18 protein-coding genes are annotated in these 19604 nt (G+C 57.8%); 8 read left to right on the top strand and 10 right to left on the bottom strand.

Annotation, left to right across the window (positions count from 1 at the left end; genetic code table 11):
* Positions 1-40: 40 nt before the first annotated feature.
* From G547_RS0107280 to G547_RS0107295, 4 genes are all read right to left on the bottom strand, one after another.
* Positions 41-547 carry a hypothetical protein gene (locus G547_RS0107280; protein ID WP_027329284.1) on the bottom strand — a complete coding sequence of 169 codons (507 nt, stop codon included), beginning with the start codon at positions 545-547 and terminating at the stop codon, positions 41-43.
* A gap of 21 nt (positions 548-568) precedes the next feature.
* Complete coding sequence (locus G547_RS0107285; RefSeq protein ID WP_157209814.1) at positions 569-1444, bottom strand: hypothetical protein; 876 nt, start codon at positions 1442-1444, stop codon at positions 569-571.
* Positions 1445-1810: 366 nt separating this feature from the next.
* Positions 1811-4219 carry a PVC-type heme-binding CxxCH protein gene (locus G547_RS0107290; RefSeq protein ID WP_027329286.1) on the bottom strand — a complete coding sequence of 803 codons (2409 nt, stop codon included), beginning with the start codon at positions 4217-4219 and terminating at the stop codon, positions 1811-1813.
* Between the two features lie 3 nt (positions 4220-4222).
* Positions 4223-4918 carry a 3-keto-disaccharide hydrolase gene (locus tag G547_RS0107295; protein WP_027329287.1) on the bottom strand — a complete coding sequence of 232 codons (696 nt, stop codon included), beginning with the start codon at positions 4916-4918 and terminating at the stop codon, positions 4223-4225.
* 401 nt (positions 4919-5319) lie between these two features.
* Here G547_RS0107295 and G547_RS0107300 point away from each other — a divergent pair, with 401 nt between their 5' ends.
* The 3 genes from G547_RS0107300 to G547_RS0107310 all read left to right on the top strand — a co-directional run bounded on the left by G547_RS0107300 (position 5320) and on the right by G547_RS0107310 (position 8706).
* Positions 5320-7206: a serine hydrolase domain-containing protein gene (locus G547_RS0107300; RefSeq protein WP_027329288.1), complete on the top strand. Its 1887-nt coding sequence runs from the start codon at positions 5320-5322 to the stop codon at positions 7204-7206.
* Between the two features lie 150 nt (positions 7207-7356).
* Complete coding sequence (locus G547_RS0107305) at positions 7357-7815, top strand: SRPBCC family protein (protein ID WP_027329289.1); 459 nt, start codon at positions 7357-7359, stop codon at positions 7813-7815.
* A 132-nt stretch (positions 7816-7947) separates the two neighbouring features.
* Positions 7948-8706 carry an SDR family NAD(P)-dependent oxidoreductase gene (locus G547_RS0107310; protein ID WP_027329290.1) on the top strand — a complete coding sequence of 253 codons (759 nt, stop codon included), beginning with the start codon at positions 7948-7950 and terminating at the stop codon, positions 8704-8706.
* 62 nt (positions 8707-8768) lie between these two features.
* Here the strand turns inward: G547_RS0107310 and G547_RS22580 are convergent, their stop codons facing one another.
* Both G547_RS22580 and G547_RS0107320 read right to left on the bottom strand, forming a co-directional pair.
* Positions 8769-9641 carry an alpha/beta fold hydrolase gene (locus G547_RS22580; protein ID WP_027329291.1) on the bottom strand — a complete coding sequence of 291 codons (873 nt, stop codon included), beginning with the start codon at positions 9639-9641 and terminating at the stop codon, positions 8769-8771.
* Positions 9638-10768, bottom strand: coding sequence for a helix-turn-helix transcriptional regulator (locus G547_RS0107320; RefSeq protein WP_027329292.1), 1131 nt, complete (start codon positions 10766-10768; stop codon positions 9638-9640). The genes G547_RS22580 and G547_RS0107320 overlap by 4 nt, the downstream gene beginning before the upstream one ends.
* A gap of 228 nt (positions 10769-10996) precedes the next feature.
* On the opposite strand from G547_RS0107320, the gene G547_RS0107325 reads away from it, so the two are divergent.
* Together G547_RS0107325 and G547_RS0107330 are read left to right on the top strand one after the other, a co-directional pair.
* Complete coding sequence (locus G547_RS0107325) at positions 10997-11833, top strand: 3-keto-disaccharide hydrolase (RefSeq protein WP_027329293.1); 837 nt, start codon at positions 10997-10999, stop codon at positions 11831-11833.
* Positions 11834-11940: 107 nt separating this feature from the next.
* Positions 11941-13500, top strand: a complete 1560-nt coding sequence (locus G547_RS0107330; protein WP_027329294.1) for a cation:proton antiporter family protein — start codon at positions 11941-11943, stop codon at positions 13498-13500.
* Here the strand turns inward: G547_RS0107330 and G547_RS0107335 are convergent, their stop codons facing one another.
* Complete coding sequence (locus G547_RS0107335) at positions 13501-14208, bottom strand: glutamine amidotransferase-related protein (protein ID WP_027329295.1); 708 nt, start codon at positions 14206-14208, stop codon at positions 13501-13503.
* A gap of 22 nt (positions 14209-14230) precedes the next feature.
* Positions 14231-15190, bottom strand: a complete 960-nt coding sequence (locus G547_RS0107340; RefSeq protein ID WP_027329296.1) for an HPP family protein — start codon at positions 15188-15190, stop codon at positions 14231-14233.
* Positions 15191-15291: 101 nt separating this feature from the next.
* On the opposite strand from G547_RS0107340, the gene trhA reads away from it, so the two are divergent.
* The gene (gene trhA, locus G547_RS0107345; protein ID WP_051235006.1) at positions 15292-15957 is read left to right on the top strand and encodes a PAQR family membrane homeostasis protein TrhA; all 666 of its coding nucleotides are present in this window, start codon (positions 15292-15294) and stop codon (positions 15955-15957) included.
* A gap of 24 nt (positions 15958-15981) precedes the next feature.
* Here trhA and G547_RS0107350 read toward each other — a convergent pair whose 3' ends face one another.
* Together G547_RS0107350 and G547_RS0107355 are read right to left on the bottom strand one after the other, a co-directional pair.
* Positions 15982-16296 carry a hypothetical protein gene (locus tag G547_RS0107350; protein ID WP_027329298.1) on the bottom strand — a complete coding sequence of 105 codons (315 nt, stop codon included), beginning with the start codon at positions 16294-16296 and terminating at the stop codon, positions 15982-15984.
* The gene (locus G547_RS0107355) at positions 16286-16681 is read right to left on the bottom strand and encodes a PH domain-containing protein (RefSeq protein WP_027329299.1); all 396 of its coding nucleotides are present in this window, start codon (positions 16679-16681) and stop codon (positions 16286-16288) included. Before G547_RS0107355 ends, G547_RS0107350 begins: the two co-directional genes overlap by 11 nt.
* A 180-nt stretch (positions 16682-16861) precedes the next feature.
* Between G547_RS0107355 and G547_RS0107360 the strand changes: the two genes are divergently transcribed.
* Positions 16862-17674 carry a rhamnogalacturonan acetylesterase gene (locus G547_RS0107360; protein WP_051235008.1) on the top strand — a complete coding sequence of 271 codons (813 nt, stop codon included), beginning with the start codon at positions 16862-16864 and terminating at the stop codon, positions 17672-17674.
* Between the two features lie 114 nt (positions 17675-17788).
* Positions 17789-19600: a DUF4153 domain-containing protein gene (locus G547_RS22585; RefSeq protein ID WP_051235010.1), complete on the top strand. Its 1812-nt coding sequence runs from the start codon at positions 17789-17791 to the stop codon at positions 19598-19600.
* Positions 19601-19604: the final 4 nt, after the last annotated feature.

The raw sequence follows: 19604 nt of genomic DNA on the forward strand, positions 1-19604 counted from the left end.
CATCACCGTGCCAGAAAATTCCGGCGGCAACTCACTGTTCCTATATTTCCATTTCTAAAAGGATTCGACCAGTTTCGACATCACTAATCGTTATAGAATGGGCGACAATTGGTTGACCATCTTTGTAAAGCGGTACAGCGAGGGACCACTCAACCACACCATTGGCCGGGATCCATTCGTATTCTTTGCCAGACGCTTCGTCTGGCTCCGCTTCCCGCCAACCGGGGTTATTCACAAAGAAGCTGTGTTTCTCCCGCCCGTTGATGGTAACTTTCCAGTCACCACTTTTTCGCAAGAAGACTTTCGGCGCGAAGGAATTTATTCGCTTCGAGCTAAGCTTGCGTGCGTTCTGGAGCTCACCATCGGAGAATTCCAGGGCTAAGGACAGCACAGCTACTTCCCTTCCGTTCTTCGGCTGTTCTACGGTGCGCGGTATTTTTTCCACCGGAACGGTAGGAGGCCGCGTTGTCGTGTCACCAGTCACTTGAGTGGCTGCAGGTACCGCTAGCACCAACAGCAACAGGCCGGATATCAGGTTCAGTTTCATGGCATTGAATCCTCTACTTGATCATGGAGCGGGCGGTACGTCGTAATCCCAGCGGTCGGGCGCAAACACATCGGGTGTCGAGACCTGTGATGAGCCAAGCGATTGGTAGGCCTCTTCCATGATGAACCAGTCTGCAGGTCCCGATTCCCACACCTCTGTTCCGGCATTTCGCATGATCAGATTATTGGTGATGTCACCTTGTGACCGCCACCAAGTAGAACCGTCCCGAGAAGACGTTAACGACACACAGTTTCGCCAAGCAGAATTATCAGGATCGTTTTTACACGCCGATTCAGTGGCGTAAAGAACGGGCTTAACTTCCGAATAAGTACTGTCACAACAGTATTCATCCGGAAGACCAAAAAGCCCGTGGCCTGTTTCATGAACTATCGTGCGATAGCTCGTAGGTTCTGCCGTTGCCCGGCCACCTCCGCCGCAGTCTCTGAGATTGTTCTGATGAATCAGGATCAATTGGTCCGCGAAAGCGGCATCTGTATTGACGCCGGCTGGCCACGTAACCGTCGGGCACCGAAAATTGCCATTGACGTCCGGTGAGCGCGCCTGAACGTCTCCCGTCTCGGTCATATAGTAGTAGTTAAAATGAAGGAATCCGTTGAAGTAGGCTCGGTTTTGCCAGTACGCATTCTCAATGACGTCGGTCATATCGTCCACGAAATCTTGACGGTTTGCCAGCACTGAAAGGTCACCGTACGAGTCATCGGGAACGAATACGATATTGAATGCTTTATCCATATCGGACTGCGGCGCATAGAGTTCGTACACCGTATCCCCGGACACTGGTGTGTCGTCTTCACTAACGGTTCGCGTTATCTCACAACTCACAATCGCCGTGCTTAGGATAGCCAATAACACAAAGAGTCGAATGTTTTTTGACATGTCTGCCTCCCTCAGAGGGTCGAATGACATAGAGCAATAATTATGATTCAGCCAGAAAATCCTCTTTGGAGCGCGGACCGCTCTTCAGGTTTTCTTAACTATCCACTCTTATAGTCAACGTGTTCTAATCGGTCAACTTCATTAAGCGAATAAGAGGGTACGGTGATAGACGGAAATTTTTGGCTTGGTTTTTTTGGCGCGTCTGTTTTCTTCAGGGAGTACTTCAACGCCAAAACCCGTTAACTCTGAGCTGTCGGAGACGTCTGTCACTATCCGTGCGGTAAGGAAATTTTTTGTTTTTTATGGGCAAAGGTAGAAGCGTCCGGAGGCGAGACAGGCAATACAGTCTGCCTCCGTCGAAAACCCTCAGTTTTTCATCGGCTGGAAGTCTTTCGCCGTATAGGGCTCTGAGCGGCCCTCTGTGGCTTCACGTATCTCGGTGACCGTACTCCCTTCGAGTCCGCCGTTGGTGTCTTCCGCATTGCCCCAGCTGTTGCGAATGTAGGTCGCCACCGCAGCCAGCTCTTTATCGGAGATATCCGGGCGGGCGGCAAAGCCCGGCATTACATTGGGCGTACTCCATTCAAACGGCCCCACCATGATCGGCCCTTTCAACCCATGCAGCATTACGCGCACCATACGTTGAGGGTCTCGCACCCACCGCGTTTCCCACAGGGTCGGCGCCACGCCGTCCTGGCCGTTACCATGGCTGCCGTGGCAGGAGGCGCAGGCCGCTTTGCCGTTAAACAATTGTTTGCCCAGGTCATAAAGCGTCTGCCCCTCGGCTGAAAGCTGGGCGCGGTTGCTTTCGTCTCTCTGGCGCTTGCCGAGGTTATTCAGCAGGTACTCGGTTTGCTCATCGACGTCGCCTTTCTCCAGACTGGCGATAAATGCCCCGGCCTCTGTGCCCAACCCACTGACGACCGCCGCGCGCCCGTAGGGCTGGGTTTCGTAGTGCTTGAGCACGAACCGTGAAATGTCGAACCCACCTTCAATAGCGGCGACGGAAACAGCCGCCTGCAGAGCACGGGGGTAACCGGATTTGGCCATTTTCATCAATTGCTTTCGGTAAGCCTTGCGCTCAGCCGGCGGCAAAGCTTCACCCACTGCGGCAGCAGTGATGGCGACCCAGTCATGCTCGTGTTGGATAAAGCGTTTCACGGTCGCCAGGTCAATGGCGTTGAGCCCACGCAGTGTCCACAGGATGTTGATGATGGCAAACGGACGTTTGCTGCCGCGCAGCTGCTTTTTCAGAGCGGTGACTAAGTCCGGGGTCGGTCCGTGATGAACCAGCAGGCGCCGGGCGGTATCCCGGTGCCAGGCATTCGGGTGGCCGAGCAATGGGACCCACTGATCCGGTGACAGTCGAGTGAGGTCCGACACCTCGGCGGCCGGGGTCTGCCTCCAACGCAAGCGATAGATACGCCCCATGGTATTGTTGTTTTTGTCCAGCTCGCGGTCCGCGATCTGGGCGGCGAGGTAGCTGGTCAGAAATTCGCGGTGTTGCAGAATGCCGTGGTACATGTCCACCAGGTACAAGGTCCCGTCAGGGGCGTTGTACAGGTTGACCGGGCGGAAGCGCTCATCGGTGGAGGTCAGCAGCTCCTGGCCAGGGAACAATGGCTCGCCGGCCAGGAGCCCTTCCCTTTCGAGAATGCGTCGGGCTGTAACCAGGTTAGCAGCAGGCTCTGGGGTCAGCGCCATACCATAGTACTCAGGCGGGAAGTTGCTGCCCCGATAGACCAGACTTCCGCTGGCTGCCGTGAAATTGACCAGCTTGCCCCGGTCCGGACCGTCGGGGACCAAAACACCTTCCATATAGCCCCGGTTGACACCGGGATTCATGCGCGCGGGATGAACCTGGTGGCCGCCGATGGGATGCGCGGCGGCGTCGGGCCAATAGCCCGGGTTACGCCGAAGCGCGCCGGGCAACAGGTACTCACCGTGGATGGGGGAGCTGTTGCCATTGTGATAGAGGCGCCCGTAGTCATCCATGCTGAGCCCCCACTGGCCACGGTATTCCGTGCGTGCCCGAACCAGTTTCCAATAAGGGTTGCGGTAGATTTCTTCCGCGCCGGAAGGCACCACCGATTCGTGGGGAAGCACCTGATATTTGCGGTCGCTCCGGGCGTTGTAGTACCAATGGTCCATTCCGTAGAGCATGGCGTTGGGCTTATGTTCTACGCTGCCACCTTTGGCGTACTCAGCGTCCACCACCTCGTGGAGGCCAGGACTCAAGCGTCCGTCCTCTTCTCGCACTTCGGCAAAATAGAGCGCGCTCTGGTCGGCGTAGAAAATGCCTCCTTCAACGATTGAAACGGTACGCGGCAGAACGATATCACTGAGGAAGACGGTGCGCTTATCCACTTCGCCGTCGCCGTTGGTGTCTTCCAGAACCGCGATATTGCCGTTGGGTTCCATCTCGCCGGTGCCGAGCACATCCGGCATATAGGTGGTCATTTCCGCGACCCACATCCGTCCCCTGGCATCGAATGCCAGTGCCACAGGATTGAACACGCTGGGCTCCGCCGCCACCGGTTCAATCACAAAACCGGGCTGCACCTGAAAGCGCTCCAGCGCCTGCTCGACGTTTAGTATCGGTGCCGAGGGGATATCCCGCTTGGGAATCACATCCCGCATTTCGTGACCGTCCCGGTCCCCTTTGAATTCCGGTTCAGCGGCATCGGCTGGTTCGGGGGCCTCCGACGCGGAAACGGTCAACGCACCGACGCATAGCAGCGCCAGCGAAAACCGGAGCGGATTGGTAAACGACATGATTTACAACTCTTCGATGGCGATATTGCGGAATTTGATGGTGTTGGCGGTGCTGCCGCTCTCGGCGAAAGCACGGCTGCCGTGATGCTGGATGCCGATATGTCCCTCGCTGAAGCGGGTGTCGGTCACATGAGTGGTCAACACATCGTTCACCCAGATTTTGATCTCAGGCCCCTCCGCTCGAATGCGATAGTGATTCCACTCCCCCACCCTGAATGCGTCGGCTTTTTCCTGCGTCCATTGCGGGGAGTGGTTTTCCTTGAGGTGCTCGCCCGGAGCCGAGCGCTCAGGGTGCACGGGGAACAACCACTGACGGGGGGTTGCCTGCTCGTACAGGCCCCCGCTCCAGCGTCGATCGGATGGGTCCACCTCGGCCTGATAGCCATAGGCGTAGTAGCTTTCAATGTCGCCCTCGTAGGCGATCTGCCCCCGGAACATGATGCCGGAGTTGACGTACTCTTCCAGCTTCGGAACCTGAACGTCCAGTGTCAGCTCAAAGTCCTCGTAACGCTTTTTCGTGAGGTAGAACCAGTTATCCGTGGAAAGCAGGTGGAGCTCGGCTCCCACGCGGTAAGCCTCGCCGAAAGCGGTCACATTCATCCAGAGCTCGGGATCAGCGGTCAGGTCGGTCTTTTCAGCGAATACGGGGCCCGATAGCAGTGAGCCTGCCAGAGCGGCCAGGCAGAGCAGTTGGCGCATGAGGGGGTCCTTATCGTTATGTATTTTGTCATATTTCGGGGGCCCTGCCAGAATCGAGCCCCTGCAAACCGGAATCTTATCATACAAATAAAGGAAGGCGTTGTGAACGCTTGCCAGACGGCAAGCGATGTGGCACTTTCCTCTTATAAAAATGACGCTTACAGGGACAAAGCATGATCAAGAGACTATTTTTTGGAACACTTCTCTTCGTAGCCGCACTAGCCACTCTTTTAGTCGCCTACCTATTCTCAATAAAAGTCGAGCGACCCAGATTGCTCGATTCTTTGTGCACCAATGAGCCGCCACCGAACAGCAAAAGCCTGACGAACCGACACTTTTTACAGTGCGCCGTTCTTTGAATTTTTTCTTCAACGAGCCAGTAATCTACCAGGACAGTGTCAATGGGCAATCACGCAATACTCATAAAGTGGTTCATCCGAATCAGCACAAGCCTGATCATTACCTTGCTGGCGCCGACGGCTTTTTCCGAAGAGCCCATCAACACACTGGAAGCTCTACGGGAGAGGGTGGCCGACATCCAGCAGGAAGAGGGGGTAGCGGCGCTGGGGGTCGCCCTGGTGGACCGGGGCGAGCTGGTCTGGCTGGACGCCATGGGCCAAGCGCACCAGGCGCAACAGATCCCGGCGACACCCGACACTCTGTTTCGCATTGGCTCCACCAGTAAGATGTTTGTGGCACTCGCGGTACTCAAACTGGTTGAGGAAGGCCGTCTGGACCTGGACACGCCCCTGCGTGAGCTCGCTCCGGAAATCGAATTTCAGAATCGCTGGGAGGACAAGCACCCGGTGCGCCTGGCACACCTGCTCGAGCACACCACCGGCTGGCACGATATGCGCTTTGTCGAGTATGCTCACAATGATGAGCAACCCATCGGTTTGGCCGAGGCTTTGACCCTGTTTCCCGAGTCGCGCGAATCCCGTTGGGTACCCGGAACCCGGAGCGCTTACTGCAACACCGGCCCGGCGGTAGCCGCCTATGTGGTGGAAAAAATCACTGGCATGCCGTTTGAAAATTATGTGCGAGAAGAGTTTTTTACCCCTTTGGGGATGACAAGCGCCAGCTACTGCAAGCCCGAGAACCCTTTGCAGCGCTCCGCCACCGCCTACGTGCAGGGTGAGCCGCAGGACTATTGGCACATAATTTACCGCCCATCTGGCGCGATCAATGCGTCGGCCAGGGAGATGGCAAACCTGCTGCAATTCTTTCTGCAACGCGGCGAGCTCAATGGTCAGAGATTACTCCCGGAAGCCTCGATCGACCGGATGGAAACCCCCAAAACCACACTCGCCAATGAGCTCGGCGTTACTGCTGGCTACGGTCTGGCCAATTACACCAGTGGTTTCGAAGATTATGGTGTGAGCTTTCACGGCCACAACGGCGGCGTGATGGGGGCCAACTCGGACTTTTCCTACGCGCCAGAGATTAACGGGGGTTATGCGCTGATGACGACGGGCAACCCGGCCGCCATTCAAAAGCTGGGGCAGGCCCTTCGCGCCTACCTGCTGCGCGAGCACCCCAAGCCCGAACTGGACCCACCGCCCCTGCCGGATAGCTTCCGCAAGCTGGATGGCCTATACACCCCGATCAACCCGCGACTGCAACGCATGGAATTTCTGCCAGCCTTTCTGGGTGCCATGACGTTCAGTACCGATAAGACCTTCTTGCACCGCTTTCCCTTGGCTGGCGGCTGGGAGTCGGCGAGCAATGATTACGCACTCAATGATCAAGTTCTGATCGAACAATGGACGGGCTTGCCCGCGATCGCTCAGGTGGAGGATCCATTGGCAGGCGATACCGTTCAGGTGAGAACCACACTCTACAAAAAAACCTCGGCACTGTTGGTATGGGGGGAGCTGTTGTTTTTCGGCAGTGTTTTCCTGCTCAGTGCGCTGGCGATCGTCTATGCGCTGTTCTGGGTTCCGCTCCACCTCTACCGAAAAACGTTCCGCCATCCGTCGGTCAGCCTTCGTTTTTGGCCCACGCTGACCAGCGCCCTGTTGTTCGCAACTCCCGCGGTGATAGCGTCTTCCTCCCTGGATTTTACCGCCTTCGTCGCCTGGTCCCATTTGTCAGTGTCGCTGTTTGTGCTCACGCTGGGTTACGGATTGGCGTCGACAGGGAGCGTTTTCAATCTGGTACGCCTGCGCCACAGCGCCATCAAACGGCGGATTCGCTATCCCATGGCAATATTGAGCCTGCTGCATCTGGCCATGACGCTGTACCTGGCCAGCTACGGCATGATTGGCCTGCAACTCTGGACCTGGTAAGCACCGTCAGCCTCGAGTAACCGCCTCTCTGTTGGTACAAATAGAGCTATGGACTGTCGATTTGATCGCTCGTCAGACGACCAGTCAAGTAGAAGCGAGATGAAACGCTTCTACTTCGACAACAAACCGACCATCACCTGGAGGATTTATATGCCAAGCAATACAGGCACCGTTCGCCTACATCGCGTTTTACGGGCGCCCGCTGAGCGGGTTTACAAGGCCTTTACCAGCGAAAGTGGCCTGGAGTACTGGCTGCCGCCCTACGGTTTTACCGGCAAGGTTCACGAAATGGACATGCGTGTGGACGGTGGGTACCGCATGTCATTCACCAATTTCGGGACCGGCAACAGCCACTCGTTTACCGTCAAGTTCGTGGAGCTATCGCCCAATAAGCGGATCATACACACAGACCGTTTTGACGACGAGAGCCTGCCCGGGGAGATGGTGGTTACCATAGATCTGAAAACCGTCTCCTGTGGAACAGAGCTGAACATTGTTCAGTCGGAGATACCGTCGGTTATTCCAGAGGAAATGTGCTACCTGGGATGGCAAGAGTCACTGGAGCAGCTCGCCAAGCTCGTGGAACCAGAGATTCCCGACAACGGGTGATAGAATAGCGGCCATTGGGTAATCCAGCGGCAGCTGAGAAAATAGACGGACTCCCGCCTATTATTTGCAGTGTTGGCCAGGAGGCTCCATCGATATCAACGCCGCTGAGGTTCCAGGTGGTACGGGAAAACAATGAATTCAAATATAGAAGATAACCAGGGAAGAGTCGCCCTTATTACAGGCTCCACGTCGGGCATTGGCAAGGCGATAGCGCTGCGGCTTTCTGATGACGGTTTTGCTGTCGTGTTTCACTCACGACTATCGGTAGAAAAAGGCGAGAAACTGGCAAAAGCCACTCCCAACGCAACCTACATTCAGGCCGATTTATCGGATCAAGCCCAAGCCAAACACCTGATAACCGACGTTCTTGAGAGGCATGGCCGACTGGATGTGCTGGTCAACAATGCGGGCATCAACGCTATGATTCCTCATGGTTCACTACAGGACGCCACTCCAGAGATCTGGCGCGACCTTTACGAAGTGAATGTTATCGCCCCGTGGACTCTCATAGCTGAGTCGGAGAACGCTCTAAGAGCCTCTTCAACAAAAGAGCATCCTAGCTGCGTTATTAACATCAGCTCGCACGCGGGTGTGCGTCCAAAGGGCGCTTCGATTCCCTACGCGGCCAGCAAGGCCGCTCTCAATCATGTGACGAAGCTTCTCGCCCTGAATCTTTCTCCTGATATTCGGGTAAACGCGATTGCGCCCGGCCTTGTGGATACGCCCATGACGAAAAACTGGGTAGAAGCGCAAAGACTATGGGGAGAGAAATCGCCAATGAAGCGTGGCGCCGCACCCAGCGAGATTGCCCATATTGCCTCGATGCTTGTTTCCAGTACTTACCTGACCGGTGAAATCATTCTGTCGGATGGTGGACTCAACCTCACATAATAATAGATACATTTCACGCCGATGAAAAAGCACCAGCAGATTTGTCCACAAAATGCCGTAGGCTATTGAGGCAAGGCCTGCAGACAAAGGTCCCGGAGACGTGAGCCGCAGATCCCGGCGTAGTGGCCCTCGCCTTCGCCCAACTCCAATTGACTGTGGGAAATGGCCTCAGCCAGAGCTTGCGCATGCTGTGTGGACAGCAGTCCATCGCTGGTGCCGTGGAAGATGTGCACGGCCTGCGGCAAGCGGGCCGAGTCCCATGGCCAGGGCTGCATCATCAGGGTCATGTCACGGGCTATGGCGATGGCGGCTGCCTTCGCTCCCTGCTGGACAGCGGTACTCATATTATCCTGGTGACAAGCAAAGTGATGCGGATCGGCGAATAATTCCCGGTCGGCACTGGAAAGCGCTTGTAACAGAGTCTCTGCCAGCCCCTGCGCGTCACTGACCAGGGGCCGCAACTGATCGGGGAGGGTTTCCGGGTTATCCCGCGCTTGCTGCCAGGTCGATGCGGTGAGTTCCCCCGCCTCGTTCAGAGGGTCCGGCAGCAATGGAATGGCCGGCGTTCCCACCAGCACCACACGGCTGACTCGTTCTCCCAGTTGATGGGCACTGTTCAGCGCGTAGAACCCACCGCCGGAAAACCCGAACAGCGCGAAGCGTCCTATTTCCAGATGATCCGCCAGGGCGCACAAATCCGCCGAGTGGGTCGTCACATCGTAATGCTCACAGGGAGACGAGCCGCCATAGCCGGGACGGTCCATGGTAATCAAACGGATACCAGAGAGCGTTTCTGTGTCGGCGGGCAGGAAGGGCTCCTGCTTTGAGCCGGGAATGCCGTGCAGGTAGAACACCGGGTAGCCCGCGGCGTCCCCCTGGGCACGAAAAGACAACACGCGGCCGTCGGGCAGCGACAAGGTTTGAGCAAGGGTCATGGAGTTCTCAAGGTAAAGCTGGCGGTGGTGACGATCAGTTTGCGCAGCAGTTCCGTCTGGCGGCTGACGCCGGTTTTCTGCATGGCGGTTTTCAGTTGGCAGCGGGCGGTATGAATGGATATGGAGAGCGCGCCGCTGGCCTCTTGCAGGTCCCGACCGCAGAACAGTTGCGTCAGTAAGCGAATTTCCGCTGGGGTGAGCCCGTACAGGGTTCGCAGGCGTTCGGTATCCGGCGTCAAAGGGCGCTCGGGATCAAGAAGGACAATCAGCACTCCCTGGTGCTGGAGGCCACCCAGGAGGTGGGCGGTGGGGAGGCCCTCTTGGGCGACCAACAGGAGCGAGGCCCCAGTCAGCCCGAGGCGCACCGTTTCCACTTGGCTGATGCCCCTGGCAATAGCGTTGACTGCCGAGGTCAATCGCTTAGCCTCAACGAGGTCCGTTAACATCAAGCGGTCAAAGTGTAGTGTCAAGCCAAAGGCGCCGGTGCGCATCGCCTCTTCCGCGGGGTGGTTTACCCAGTCACAGCGCAGCCGCTGATCGACAAACCAGACGCCGAACGGCAGCTGATCGAGCGCGGCACGCGCCCTTTGTAGGGCCTCCTCCATTTGATGGAGCATGCCCATCAGACGCACGGCGCGACGCAAATGGGGCGGAAAAAACTCGAGGCACTGCCGCTCCTGCTCAGAAAAAGGGCCACCGGCGCGAGGTCGATGAACGCCAACATACACCGCTTTTCGGGAGCGGCGCTCGAAGTGCCCTCCCATTGCGTAGAAGTTGCCACTGGGGCGAAAAACCTGTTGGTAGTGTTCGCTACGCTCAAACGCCTGGTCGGCAATAATATCGTGGCTGAGCTGGATCTTGCCAAGCGGCGCGTCCTCCAGGGCCTTGCGAAACGGATCCTCCTCCACGCCCTCACGCAGGTAGCGTTGGTTGGCGTCCCGATCAAACCCCACCGTATAGGATTGCAACACGGAGGGAGCGGACCTGTCGGCGACACGCAGTGTGGCCGTGCCCGTGTGAAACAGCGCAGCCAACTGGGTTAAAAACTCTGGCCAGCGGGCGGGGTTCATGGCTCCCTCATAGAGGGTGTCGAGCAGTGCCGGTGCGGTCAGCGGGTCGGGGCGCACACCCGTTCTCCTTGGAAAGGTTATGGATGTTCTACGGAAATTAAAGCACACTCTGGCAGGACTTTCATCCTTCGGTCCCGGACTGGGTCGAAGAGTCGGCACCACAAGAATGGCCATCATATTGTGGGCTCATATTTTTTATATGAAATTTGTTTCCAAATAATAAATTTGGCATTATTCCCTCACTCGGTTCCCAGACACCCATCATAATAGACAAGAGGCAATACCATGCATTTGACCAAGCTCCTCCCCCTGGTCGGTTTGACCGCGCTTGCTCTGACCGGCTGCAACACGGGCCCAAACACCACGGCTGCCGCTGCTGAGCAGGAAGAATGGGTGGAGCTGTTCAATGGCGAGGATCTGGACGACTGGATCATCAAAATTGCCGGCCATCCGGTGGGCGAGAATGTCCTGAACACCTTCTCGGTGCAGAACGGGAAGATCGTGGTCAGCTACGATGAGTACGACGAATTGGCCGGACGCTGGGGTCATATCTTCTACAAAGAGCCGTTCTCCCACTACCGCATCGAAGTGGAATACCGCTTTGTCGGGGAGCAGGTGGACGGCGCGCCGGAATGGGCCATTCGCAATAATGGCATCATGTATCACGCCCAGTCCCCTTATGAAATGGCCATCGACCAGGGCTACCCGGCCTGCATGGAAGTCCAACTGCTCGGCGGCAACGGGGAAGACCAGCGCCACACCTCCAACCTGGTTACACCCGGCTCCCATGCGGTCTATCAGGGCGAGTTGCGGACCGACCACATTATTGAGTCTTCCAGCGAGACTTACCACGGTGACCAGTGGGTGACGGCCGAAGTGGAGGTGCATGGGGATGATTTGGCCATTCACCGAGTGGAGGGCGAGGAGGTGATTCGCTACAGCGGCATGCAACTGGACGACGGTACGCCGTTGACTGAGGGCTATATTGCGCTGCAGGCCGAAAGCGCGCCTATCGAGTTCCGTTCGGTGCGGCTACTGAACCTTGAGGGGTGCATGGACCCGCAGGCAGGCAACTACAAGTCTTACTTCGTGGCGGACGACCCGGACAGCTGTACCTATTAAGCTCGACGGCTTCCCCCTCTAGAGCCGGCGCCCCGTGCGCCGGCTTTTTTCTGCGTCATCCTCCGATATACTAGGGCGTTATTGACACCGCTTTTTGGGAGCACTGCATGCTGGAAGCCATTTGGATCGCCTTTGCCTTCACTTTGGGGTTTGCCGTCCGCCGTCTCGGGCTCCCCAACCTGATTGGCTACCTGGCCGCGGGCTTTGCCATCAGTGCCGCTTCCCCCTATCTCTCACTGCCGGAAGAAAACGGCAAAATACTGGACCATATCGCGCACCTTGGGGTACTGCTCCTGCTGTTCACCGTGGGCCTGAAACTGCGCCTTCGCAACCTGGTGCGCCCGGAGGTGATTGGCGGTGGGCTGCTGCATTTTACGGTGTCCTGCCTGCTGCTCGCCCCCGGCCTTTACTGGCTGCTTGACCTGGAACCCTATACCGCCGGGATGCTGGCCATCGCCCTGGCCTTTTCCAGTACCGTTCTGGCGGCCAAAGCCCTGGACAGCAAACGCGAGCTCCGGGCCTTTCATGGCCGGGTGGCGATCGGGATTCTGATTGTGCAGGACCTGATCGCCCTGGTGGTGATGGCCATTGCCAGCGGCGATACGCCCTCGGCCTGGGCCCTGTTGATTCTCCTGATTCCACTGTTGCGCCCACTGATCTACCGCCTGCTGGACCAGAGCGGTCACGACGAGCTACTGGTGTTGCTCGGCTTGCTGCTCGCCCTGGTCGTCGGTGGTCAGGGGTTTGAGTCTGTCGGCCTGAGCTCCGAACTGGGCGCCCTTGCCTTTGGGGCACTGCTGGCGAACCACCCTCGGGCTACCGAGCTGTCCAACTCCCTTTGGAGTATCAAGGAGCTGTTTCTGGTGGGCTTTTTCCTGCAGATCGGCATGGAAGGGCTGCCGGACAGGGGCATGATCATCTTCGCCCTGGTGATGACGCTGCTGCTACCGCTCAAGGGCATTCTGTTCTTTCTGTTGCTGCTGGTGTTCAAGCTGCGTTCGCGCAGCGCCTTTCTCACCGGGCTGAGCCTGACCAACTATAGCGAGTTCGGCCTGATTGTGGCGAGTGTCGCACTTCCGCAGTGGCTGGTGCCGCTCGCGTTGACCCTGGCGCTGTCGTTCGTGGTGTCCGCACCGCTGAACCACATTGCCCACCCGCTGTACGAGCGCCTGGGCGCCCGCTTGCGGCGGCTGGAGCGCGACAGTTGGCACCCCGATGAGGTCCCCGTTTCATTGGGCGATGCGCAGATCATTGTCATGGGGATGGGCCGAACCGGGACCGCCGCCTATGACCGACTGCAGTCACAGGGTTATCGGCTGTTGGCGCTGGACTCGGACCCCGGCAAGGTGGACAAGCACCTGAAGGCGGGGCGAAACATCCTGTTCGCGGACGCCGAGGACCAGGCCTTCTGGGCCGGGTTGGATATGAGCGGCATCCGCTCCGTGGTGCTGAGCATGAGTGACTCGGAGGCGAAAATCATCTCCGCCAAGAAGCTGCGCGCCAACGGTTTCACCGGCTACATTGTCTCTCACAGCCTGTATGAGGATGAGGCCAACCGCATCGACGCCGCTGGCGCGAACCGGACCTACCTGACCATGAACGAGGCGGGCACCAGCCTCGCGGAGCACGTCGGTCACTACATGCTGGAAGGCAAGCCCGAGGCCTGATCAGCCAACGGCGTCTTCCAGAAACCGTGCCATCCACCGGCCAACCCGCTCACCTTCATGGGCGATGGAAAAGCTCCGCTCCACTTGGGTGAGCTGCTCCGAAGAGAGTTGGTCTTTGCGGTACTCCAACAGCGCCCGGGCGTATTCCACGCTGAATTCCGGATGCCCCTGAATGGCCAGAACCCGATTGGGAATGTAAAAGGCCGCGTTCGGGCAGAAATCATTGCTGAGGAGCCGCTCGGCCTCGGGCGGTAGGCGGTTGACCTGATCCCGGTGGCTGATAATCAGGGCCACTGGCGCGGTGTCATCAACAAAGGAGGGCTTGGCCAGCACCGGATAACTCATCACCCCCAAGCCCCACCCGGCTCCGGCCCGTCCGGCCTCTCCGCCCAGGGCATGGGCCAATAGCTGGTGACCGAAGCACACCCCGACCATCGGCTTTCCCGCCCGAAACAGCGCCTGGACATAGTCGCGTAATTCACAAACCCAGGGCTCGTCAGAAAAGGCGTCGTATTGGCTGCCGGTGATAAGAACAGCGTCGTACTGTTCAAAGTCCCGCGGGTAGTCCCCGTCGATCACGCTATAAACATCCATGGCCCAACCTGGCCGTTGCCGCTCAAACAGGGTTACAAACATTCGACCATAGCTATGGTACTTCGGCCGCAATGCCTCTCTCAGAATATCCGCATCCAATATGGCCAACCGCATTCTCTGACTCCAGACTGGTTTCTCAATTGCCTCCCAGCTTAACCCAGCGGCCGTCAGATTCCACCACTTCAAACCGGGCCCATTGTCGAAACGCCTCGCGCTGGCAAATACCCGTTTCGTAAGCGTTCTCGCCGGCAACGTTTTTATAGATCACCTGATCCCGGCGCTGCTCGTTGAGGTTGGCCGCGTCAATAACCTGCCTGACGCACCAGCGGTGGCCGAGCTCACCATTGCTGTAGAAACGACCGGCTTCAATTCGCTGCGGGTGCTCAACCTGCCGCTCGGCATGTTCGCGCGCCAACTGCATCAGCTCCACCAGCTCCTCGGTGGTGATGTCGACATAGGAGTTAAGCTGAGACATCGCCGCCGACAGATCCTCCTGGCTCAGGACAACGGGAGTTGCCGGGGCTTTCATTTGAGCACGCCGGGCCGAGCGATGACCCCAGTGCGCCGGGTAACGCCGCCACGGGAAAACGCTGTTGAAGAGGACCGCTACGGCCAGGAGCGCCAGCGAGTTCCACAGCACGGGCGTTATCAAATACTGGTAACCGAGCTCGTGTACACTGGCCCCGCCAATGACGGCAGCAAGAGCGGTAGCGCCGCCGGGGGGATGAATGCAGCGCAGGTAGTACATCAACCCGACCGCCAGCCCCACAGCCAGAGCCGGCGTCAAAGCGGCGTCCGGCCATAGGCGCTGGCAACTGACCCCGACCGCGGCAGACAGCAGATGGCCACCCAACAGCGCCCAAGGCTGAGACAGGGCACCGTGGGGCACGGCAAACAACAGAACCGCCGAGGCTCCCATGGAGGCGAGCATCAGCAATGCGCCGGTGTCGGACAGGTACCAGAAAGAGATACCACATACAGAAAGAATGCCCAGGAAGGCGCCGACCGCTGACAGGCACTTTTCGGCATGGCTGGTGGTGTTTCGCTCCACGCCCAAATAGGCTCGAAATGTCTGCCAGAAAGTCGATAAAATCACGCCACTGCCCTCACGCACCAAAAGAGGGCGAACTTTACCATTACGAGCACGGCTTTGCCTGCGTTACACTGAAACTATGTCGATTGAGAGAGGTGTGAGGAGTGACGACTGAGAACGCTGTTCGGGCCCTAAAGGGCCGACTGCAAACCGTCGGGGAAGAGACAGCCAATACCATCAGCCACGCCATCGGCTTTATCGCAGCTATTGTGGCAACGCCGTTTATGGTTATTCGGGCCCTACATTTGGGGGACCCGGCATTTGTGGTGGGCGTCAGCATTTTCTGCGGGACCATGATCGTGCTGTATCTGGCCTCTACCATTTACCACATGCTGCCCCATGGGCGCGCCAAGCGGGTGTGCAAGGATATCGACCACTCCGCCATCTACCTGCTGATTGCCGGCACCTACACGCCCTTCACCCTGGGCGCCCTGAGCGGCCCCTGGGGCTGGACGCTGTTTGGCATCATCTGGGCGCTGGCGGCCTTTGGCGTGCTGATGAAAAGCATGAGGAAGCTGCACCATCCAGTGCTCTCGGTGGGGTTGTACCTGATCATGGGCTGGATGGTGTTGGTGGCCATGCACCCGCTCACCCGGGAGGTGCCCGCCGCCGGTATCGCATGGCTGGCCGCGGGTGGGGTCTCCTATACGCTGGGCATCGTGTTCTATGTGTTGGACGCCCGACTCAAATTTGCCCACTTCGTGTGGCATCTGTTTGTGCTGGGCGGCACTTTCTGCCACTTTGTTTCCGTGTTTGGCTATGCTCACTGAAGCAGGCTTACTGAAAAAGGCCCTTTAAAAAATCCAGGCGATCATCAGCCAAAAGATCAGAAAAAACAGGAAGAAGCCAAGCAGCATAAACTGCAGTTCACCAAGCAGGCCGTCGCCGGAGAAAACCGCAAACACCAGAAATAACACCACGGTCACGAAGAAGGCGATGATCGCGGCGGTTTTCAGGCCCAAGCCCGGCTGCAGGTGCGTGGCGGCGAATTCGGACAGCGACGGCAATAGCAGCATGGCGGCGACGCCCACCACCACGAGCAGCGAGATCAGTACGATGGCTATCTTGCGGGACTCGTTTTTATCGTTCCGATCTTCCTCACCGACCACGGTTGGCTCCCCCGTTTTGCTGCGCTTTGATCAGTTCCCGCACACGGTTGGGCTCCGGCATGCCCTTGGCTTCGATTTCGGGTTTGTCCCCGGCGGTGAAAATCTGGATGGTGCCCACGCCAAAAATGCGATTGAAGAAGCTCTGGTGTACCCGCACGGTACGAATCCCGTTGATACTGAACTCCGCCCGGTTTTTGCTGAGCAGCCCCTCTTCATAAAGAATGTCGTACTCCTTGACGGTCAGCTTGGAGCTTCGGGTCTGAATGTACCACCAGAGCAGAATCAGAATCCCCAGGCCGAAAACAGGAATCAGAATGATACTGGCGATAAAGCCAATGGGATTGTTCTTAAACATCACCGGGTGTTCGGAATACAGTTCGCTCACAGCGGGCTCCTTATGGTTGTGTGGCGCCAATGGGCCCCAATCATAGCACTCCGTCGGGGCAAAAACAGTTGGGGCAGCGTTGCTTCGAACGTCAGTATGTTTGTATAGTTCCTGCCGGTGCACGCGCAACGAACCGTGCGCTCAAAAAGCCAAAACTATCAATTGAGAGAGAACGAGAGAATGACGCTATTCAACCGGCTGATGGTAGCCGCTACGGCCGCCTGGGCCTTTCAGGCCTGTGCCACCACCCCTCCCGCTGCCGCGCACGCCGATGACACCACGCACATCTACCTGGCCGCGGATTCAACAGCGGCGGACCATACCCTCAACGCCGATTACTGGGAGAACCGCCACCCGGTCACCGGTTGGGGCCAGAAGCTGGAGCCCTTTGTGAATGGCGACAGTCTTGAAGCCCTTCGGCCCTTGATCAAGGGCGACCGTGTGAATGTGGTAAACCGGGCCCGCGGGGGTCGCAGCACCCGTACCTTTTTCGAGGAAGGTCGGTGGGAGCGTATTGACGAGGACCTCAAACCGGGCGATCTGGTGCTGATTCAATTCGGTCACAACGATGCCGCAGTGAACAAAACCGAACGCTATGTGACTGTGGAAGGCTATAAGCAATACCTCCGCCTGTTTATCGATCAGACCCGCGCTCGAGGGGCGACTCCGATCCTGATGACCCCGGTGGCCCGAAACTACCCCTGGGAAGACGGTCAGCTGATAAACGACCACGGTGAATACGACGATGCCGCTCGGGAAGTGGCCATGCAGGAAGGCGTAGAGTGGATCGATCTGCAGGAACGCTCGAAGGCATTTTTCTCCAATAAGGGCGAGGAGTACGTTAGCGAAACCTACTTCATGAATCTGCCAGCTGGCACGTTCTCCGCCTACCCAGACGGGCAGGACGACAATACCCACTTCCAACCTGAAGGCGCCGAGGCAGTGGCTCGTCTGGTCTACGAGGGCCTGAAGGACATCGCCGACACCCATTAACTCTCAGCCGCACTCCCGCGGAGTTTACCCGGGGGTGCGTTAGCCACCGCTTACCCGCGCCCTTCCATACCCTGCTATCATAAAACCGACGACAACACCGGGTATGGAGAGACAATGAATAATAATGGGCTTTCAGAGGAAAACCGGCTGGCACTGATGGTACTCGGCACAGTGCAGTCTTTAGGCCTTCTGCTGCTACACAAGGCCATCACTCATGAGGTTTGGCCCGCCACGGCGCCCGAATGGCTCTACGCGCTTTATACCGTTGCAATCGGTGTTCCGCTGTTTCTCTACCTCGGGGCCATCCACTGGCGAGACCGAGCCAACGCCCTGGCCGCCGCGGTATTAGCGGGCGTGCTGTTCTGGCTCGGTTGGCAAGCGGGGTGGCTCAGTACCCCGGAGGGCGCCGAGTCCTTCCAGCACCACGGTGGCCTCCCCTCTTTGGTGTGCGCTCTGGTAATCGCGCTGTTTATTCTCGGCTTTTTCTTTCGCACCCATCGCGAACACAAGCGCCTGGACTACGCCGGCTTACTGGATAACTCCTGGCGCATCGCACTGACTCAGGGCTTTCTCGCGCTGTTTGTCGGCGTATTCTGGTTGTTGCTCTTTCTTTGGGCGCAGTTGTTCAAAGTGATAGACATCGACTTTTTCGCGGAGCTGTTCAGCGAGCCGGAGTTTATCTATCCCGTCACCGGGCTGGTGGGCGGCTGGGGCCTGGGGTTGATCCGCGACCGTGAGAACCTGATCGCCACAGTTCGCAATCTGTGTGAAATTCTCACTCGGGCGTTACTGCCACTGGCCTCGTTTATTCTGGTATTGTTTCTTGCAGCCCTACCCTTCACCGGCGTCGAGCCGCTGTGGGATACCGGCTTTGCCGCCCTGTTGATGCTGTCGCTGGCGACGGTGATTCTCTATTTTTTCAACGCCGTGGTGGCTGAACACGAACAGCCCTTCGAGGGCCTGCCCTGGCTTCGCCGCTTATTGCTGCTCACATTGGTGGTTTTGCCCATTACGGTCTTTCTGGCCAATTGGTCGCTCGGACTTCGCATTGATCAGTACGGCCTGACGGTCAGTCGGTTGTGGGGTTTGTTGGTCGCGCTGTTTATCGCTCTGTTCAGCCTGGGGTACGCGGCGCTCATTCTGCGTTACCGAACACTGCCGATTGTGCGGATTCGTCAATGGAACACATGGGTGGGAGGGGCTCTGGCGCTGGCGCTTATTCTGGTTCATACGCCGTTACTGGATTTCCACAAACTCTCTGCCAACAGCCAGGTCGAGCGCCTGTTGAACGGTACCACCGCACCGGCGGATTTTGATGAGGATTACCTGCGCTTCGAACTCGGCGCCTACGGCACGCAAGCGTTAAAAGAGCTTCAGAAGACATCGCTCGTCACCGAACACCCCACGCTGAAGACCCGTATCGAGCAGGTACTGACCATGAAAACTCGCTGGGAGCGTCGCATCGCACCGGTGACACAAAACGATACGGACTGGCGCCGGGCCCAGTTCGCGCTGCTGCCCGCAACCGAGGTCAATGATGACTTCCTTGACGCGCTTAATGTGAAGGAGCACAGCACCCGTCAATGCCTGGAGGGCGAACGTCATTGCGTGATCGGGGACTTGGCATTCCGGGGAGAGCGCTACCGCGCCATTACCTCGAGCCGGGTGCATTGGGGAGAATGGCCAGTGTGGCATTGGAAAGGCGACCGATGGTTAGTCATCGGCACGACGCGACGTTTTGGCTGTGACGCTTCCGCGGAGGTGGCGTTCGACCGCCCCTTTAAGGTGGTGGAAGGCGACCATTTGCTGTGGACCAACGGCAAGTGTCTCTACCAACTGAACCTGTCTGAGGAGTATATCCGCCAGTATCTGGTTCCCGAGAACGATACCGCGCCCGCAACGGCGCTCCACGATCCACAAGGCTGACTGA

Source organism: Marinimicrobium agarilyticum DSM 16975, from assembly GCF_000423345.1.
GTDB classification, from domain to species: domain Bacteria; phylum Pseudomonadota; class Gammaproteobacteria; order Pseudomonadales; family Cellvibrionaceae; genus Marinimicrobium; species Marinimicrobium agarilyticum.

What these genes read in the sequence shown, in the direction of transcription:
- G547_RS0107280 (WP_027329284.1), bottom strand. Translation starts at nt 547, where the DNA reads ATGAAACTGAACCTGATATCCGGCCTGTTGCTGTTGGTGCTAGCGGTA.
- G547_RS0107285 (WP_157209814.1), bottom strand. Translation starts at nt 1,444, where the DNA reads ATGTCAAAAAACATTCGACTCTTTGTGTTATTGGCTATCCTAAGCACG.
- G547_RS0107290 (WP_027329286.1), bottom strand. Translation starts at nt 4,219, where the DNA reads ATGTCGTTTACCAATCCGCTCCGGTTTTCGCTGGCGCTGCTATGCGTC.
- G547_RS0107295 (WP_027329287.1), bottom strand. Translation starts at nt 4,918, where the DNA reads ATGCGCCAACTGCTCTGCCTGGCCGCTCTGGCAGGCTCACTGCTATCG.
- G547_RS0107300 (WP_027329288.1), top strand. Translation starts at nt 5,320, where the DNA reads ATGGGCAATCACGCAATACTCATAAAGTGGTTCATCCGAATCAGCACA.
- G547_RS0107305 (WP_027329289.1), top strand. Translation starts at nt 7,357, where the DNA reads ATGCCAAGCAATACAGGCACCGTTCGCCTACATCGCGTTTTACGGGCG.
- G547_RS0107310 (WP_027329290.1), top strand. Translation starts at nt 7,948, where the DNA reads ATGAATTCAAATATAGAAGATAACCAGGGAAGAGTCGCCCTTATTACA.
- G547_RS22580 (WP_027329291.1), bottom strand. Translation starts at nt 9,641, where the DNA reads ATGACCCTTGCTCAAACCTTGTCGCTGCCCGACGGCCGCGTGTTGTCT.
- G547_RS0107325 (WP_027329293.1), top strand. Translation starts at nt 10,997, where the DNA reads ATGCATTTGACCAAGCTCCTCCCCCTGGTCGGTTTGACCGCGCTTGCT.
- G547_RS0107330 (WP_027329294.1), top strand. Translation starts at nt 11,941, where the DNA reads ATGCTGGAAGCCATTTGGATCGCCTTTGCCTTCACTTTGGGGTTTGCC.
- G547_RS0107335 (WP_027329295.1), bottom strand. Translation starts at nt 14,208, where the DNA reads ATGCGGTTGGCCATATTGGATGCGGATATTCTGAGAGAGGCATTGCGG.
- G547_RS0107360 (WP_051235008.1), top strand. Translation starts at nt 16,862, where the DNA reads ATGACGCTATTCAACCGGCTGATGGTAGCCGCTACGGCCGCCTGGGCC.
- G547_RS22585 (WP_051235010.1), top strand. Translation starts at nt 17,789, where the DNA reads ATGAATAATAATGGGCTTTCAGAGGAAAACCGGCTGGCACTGATGGTA.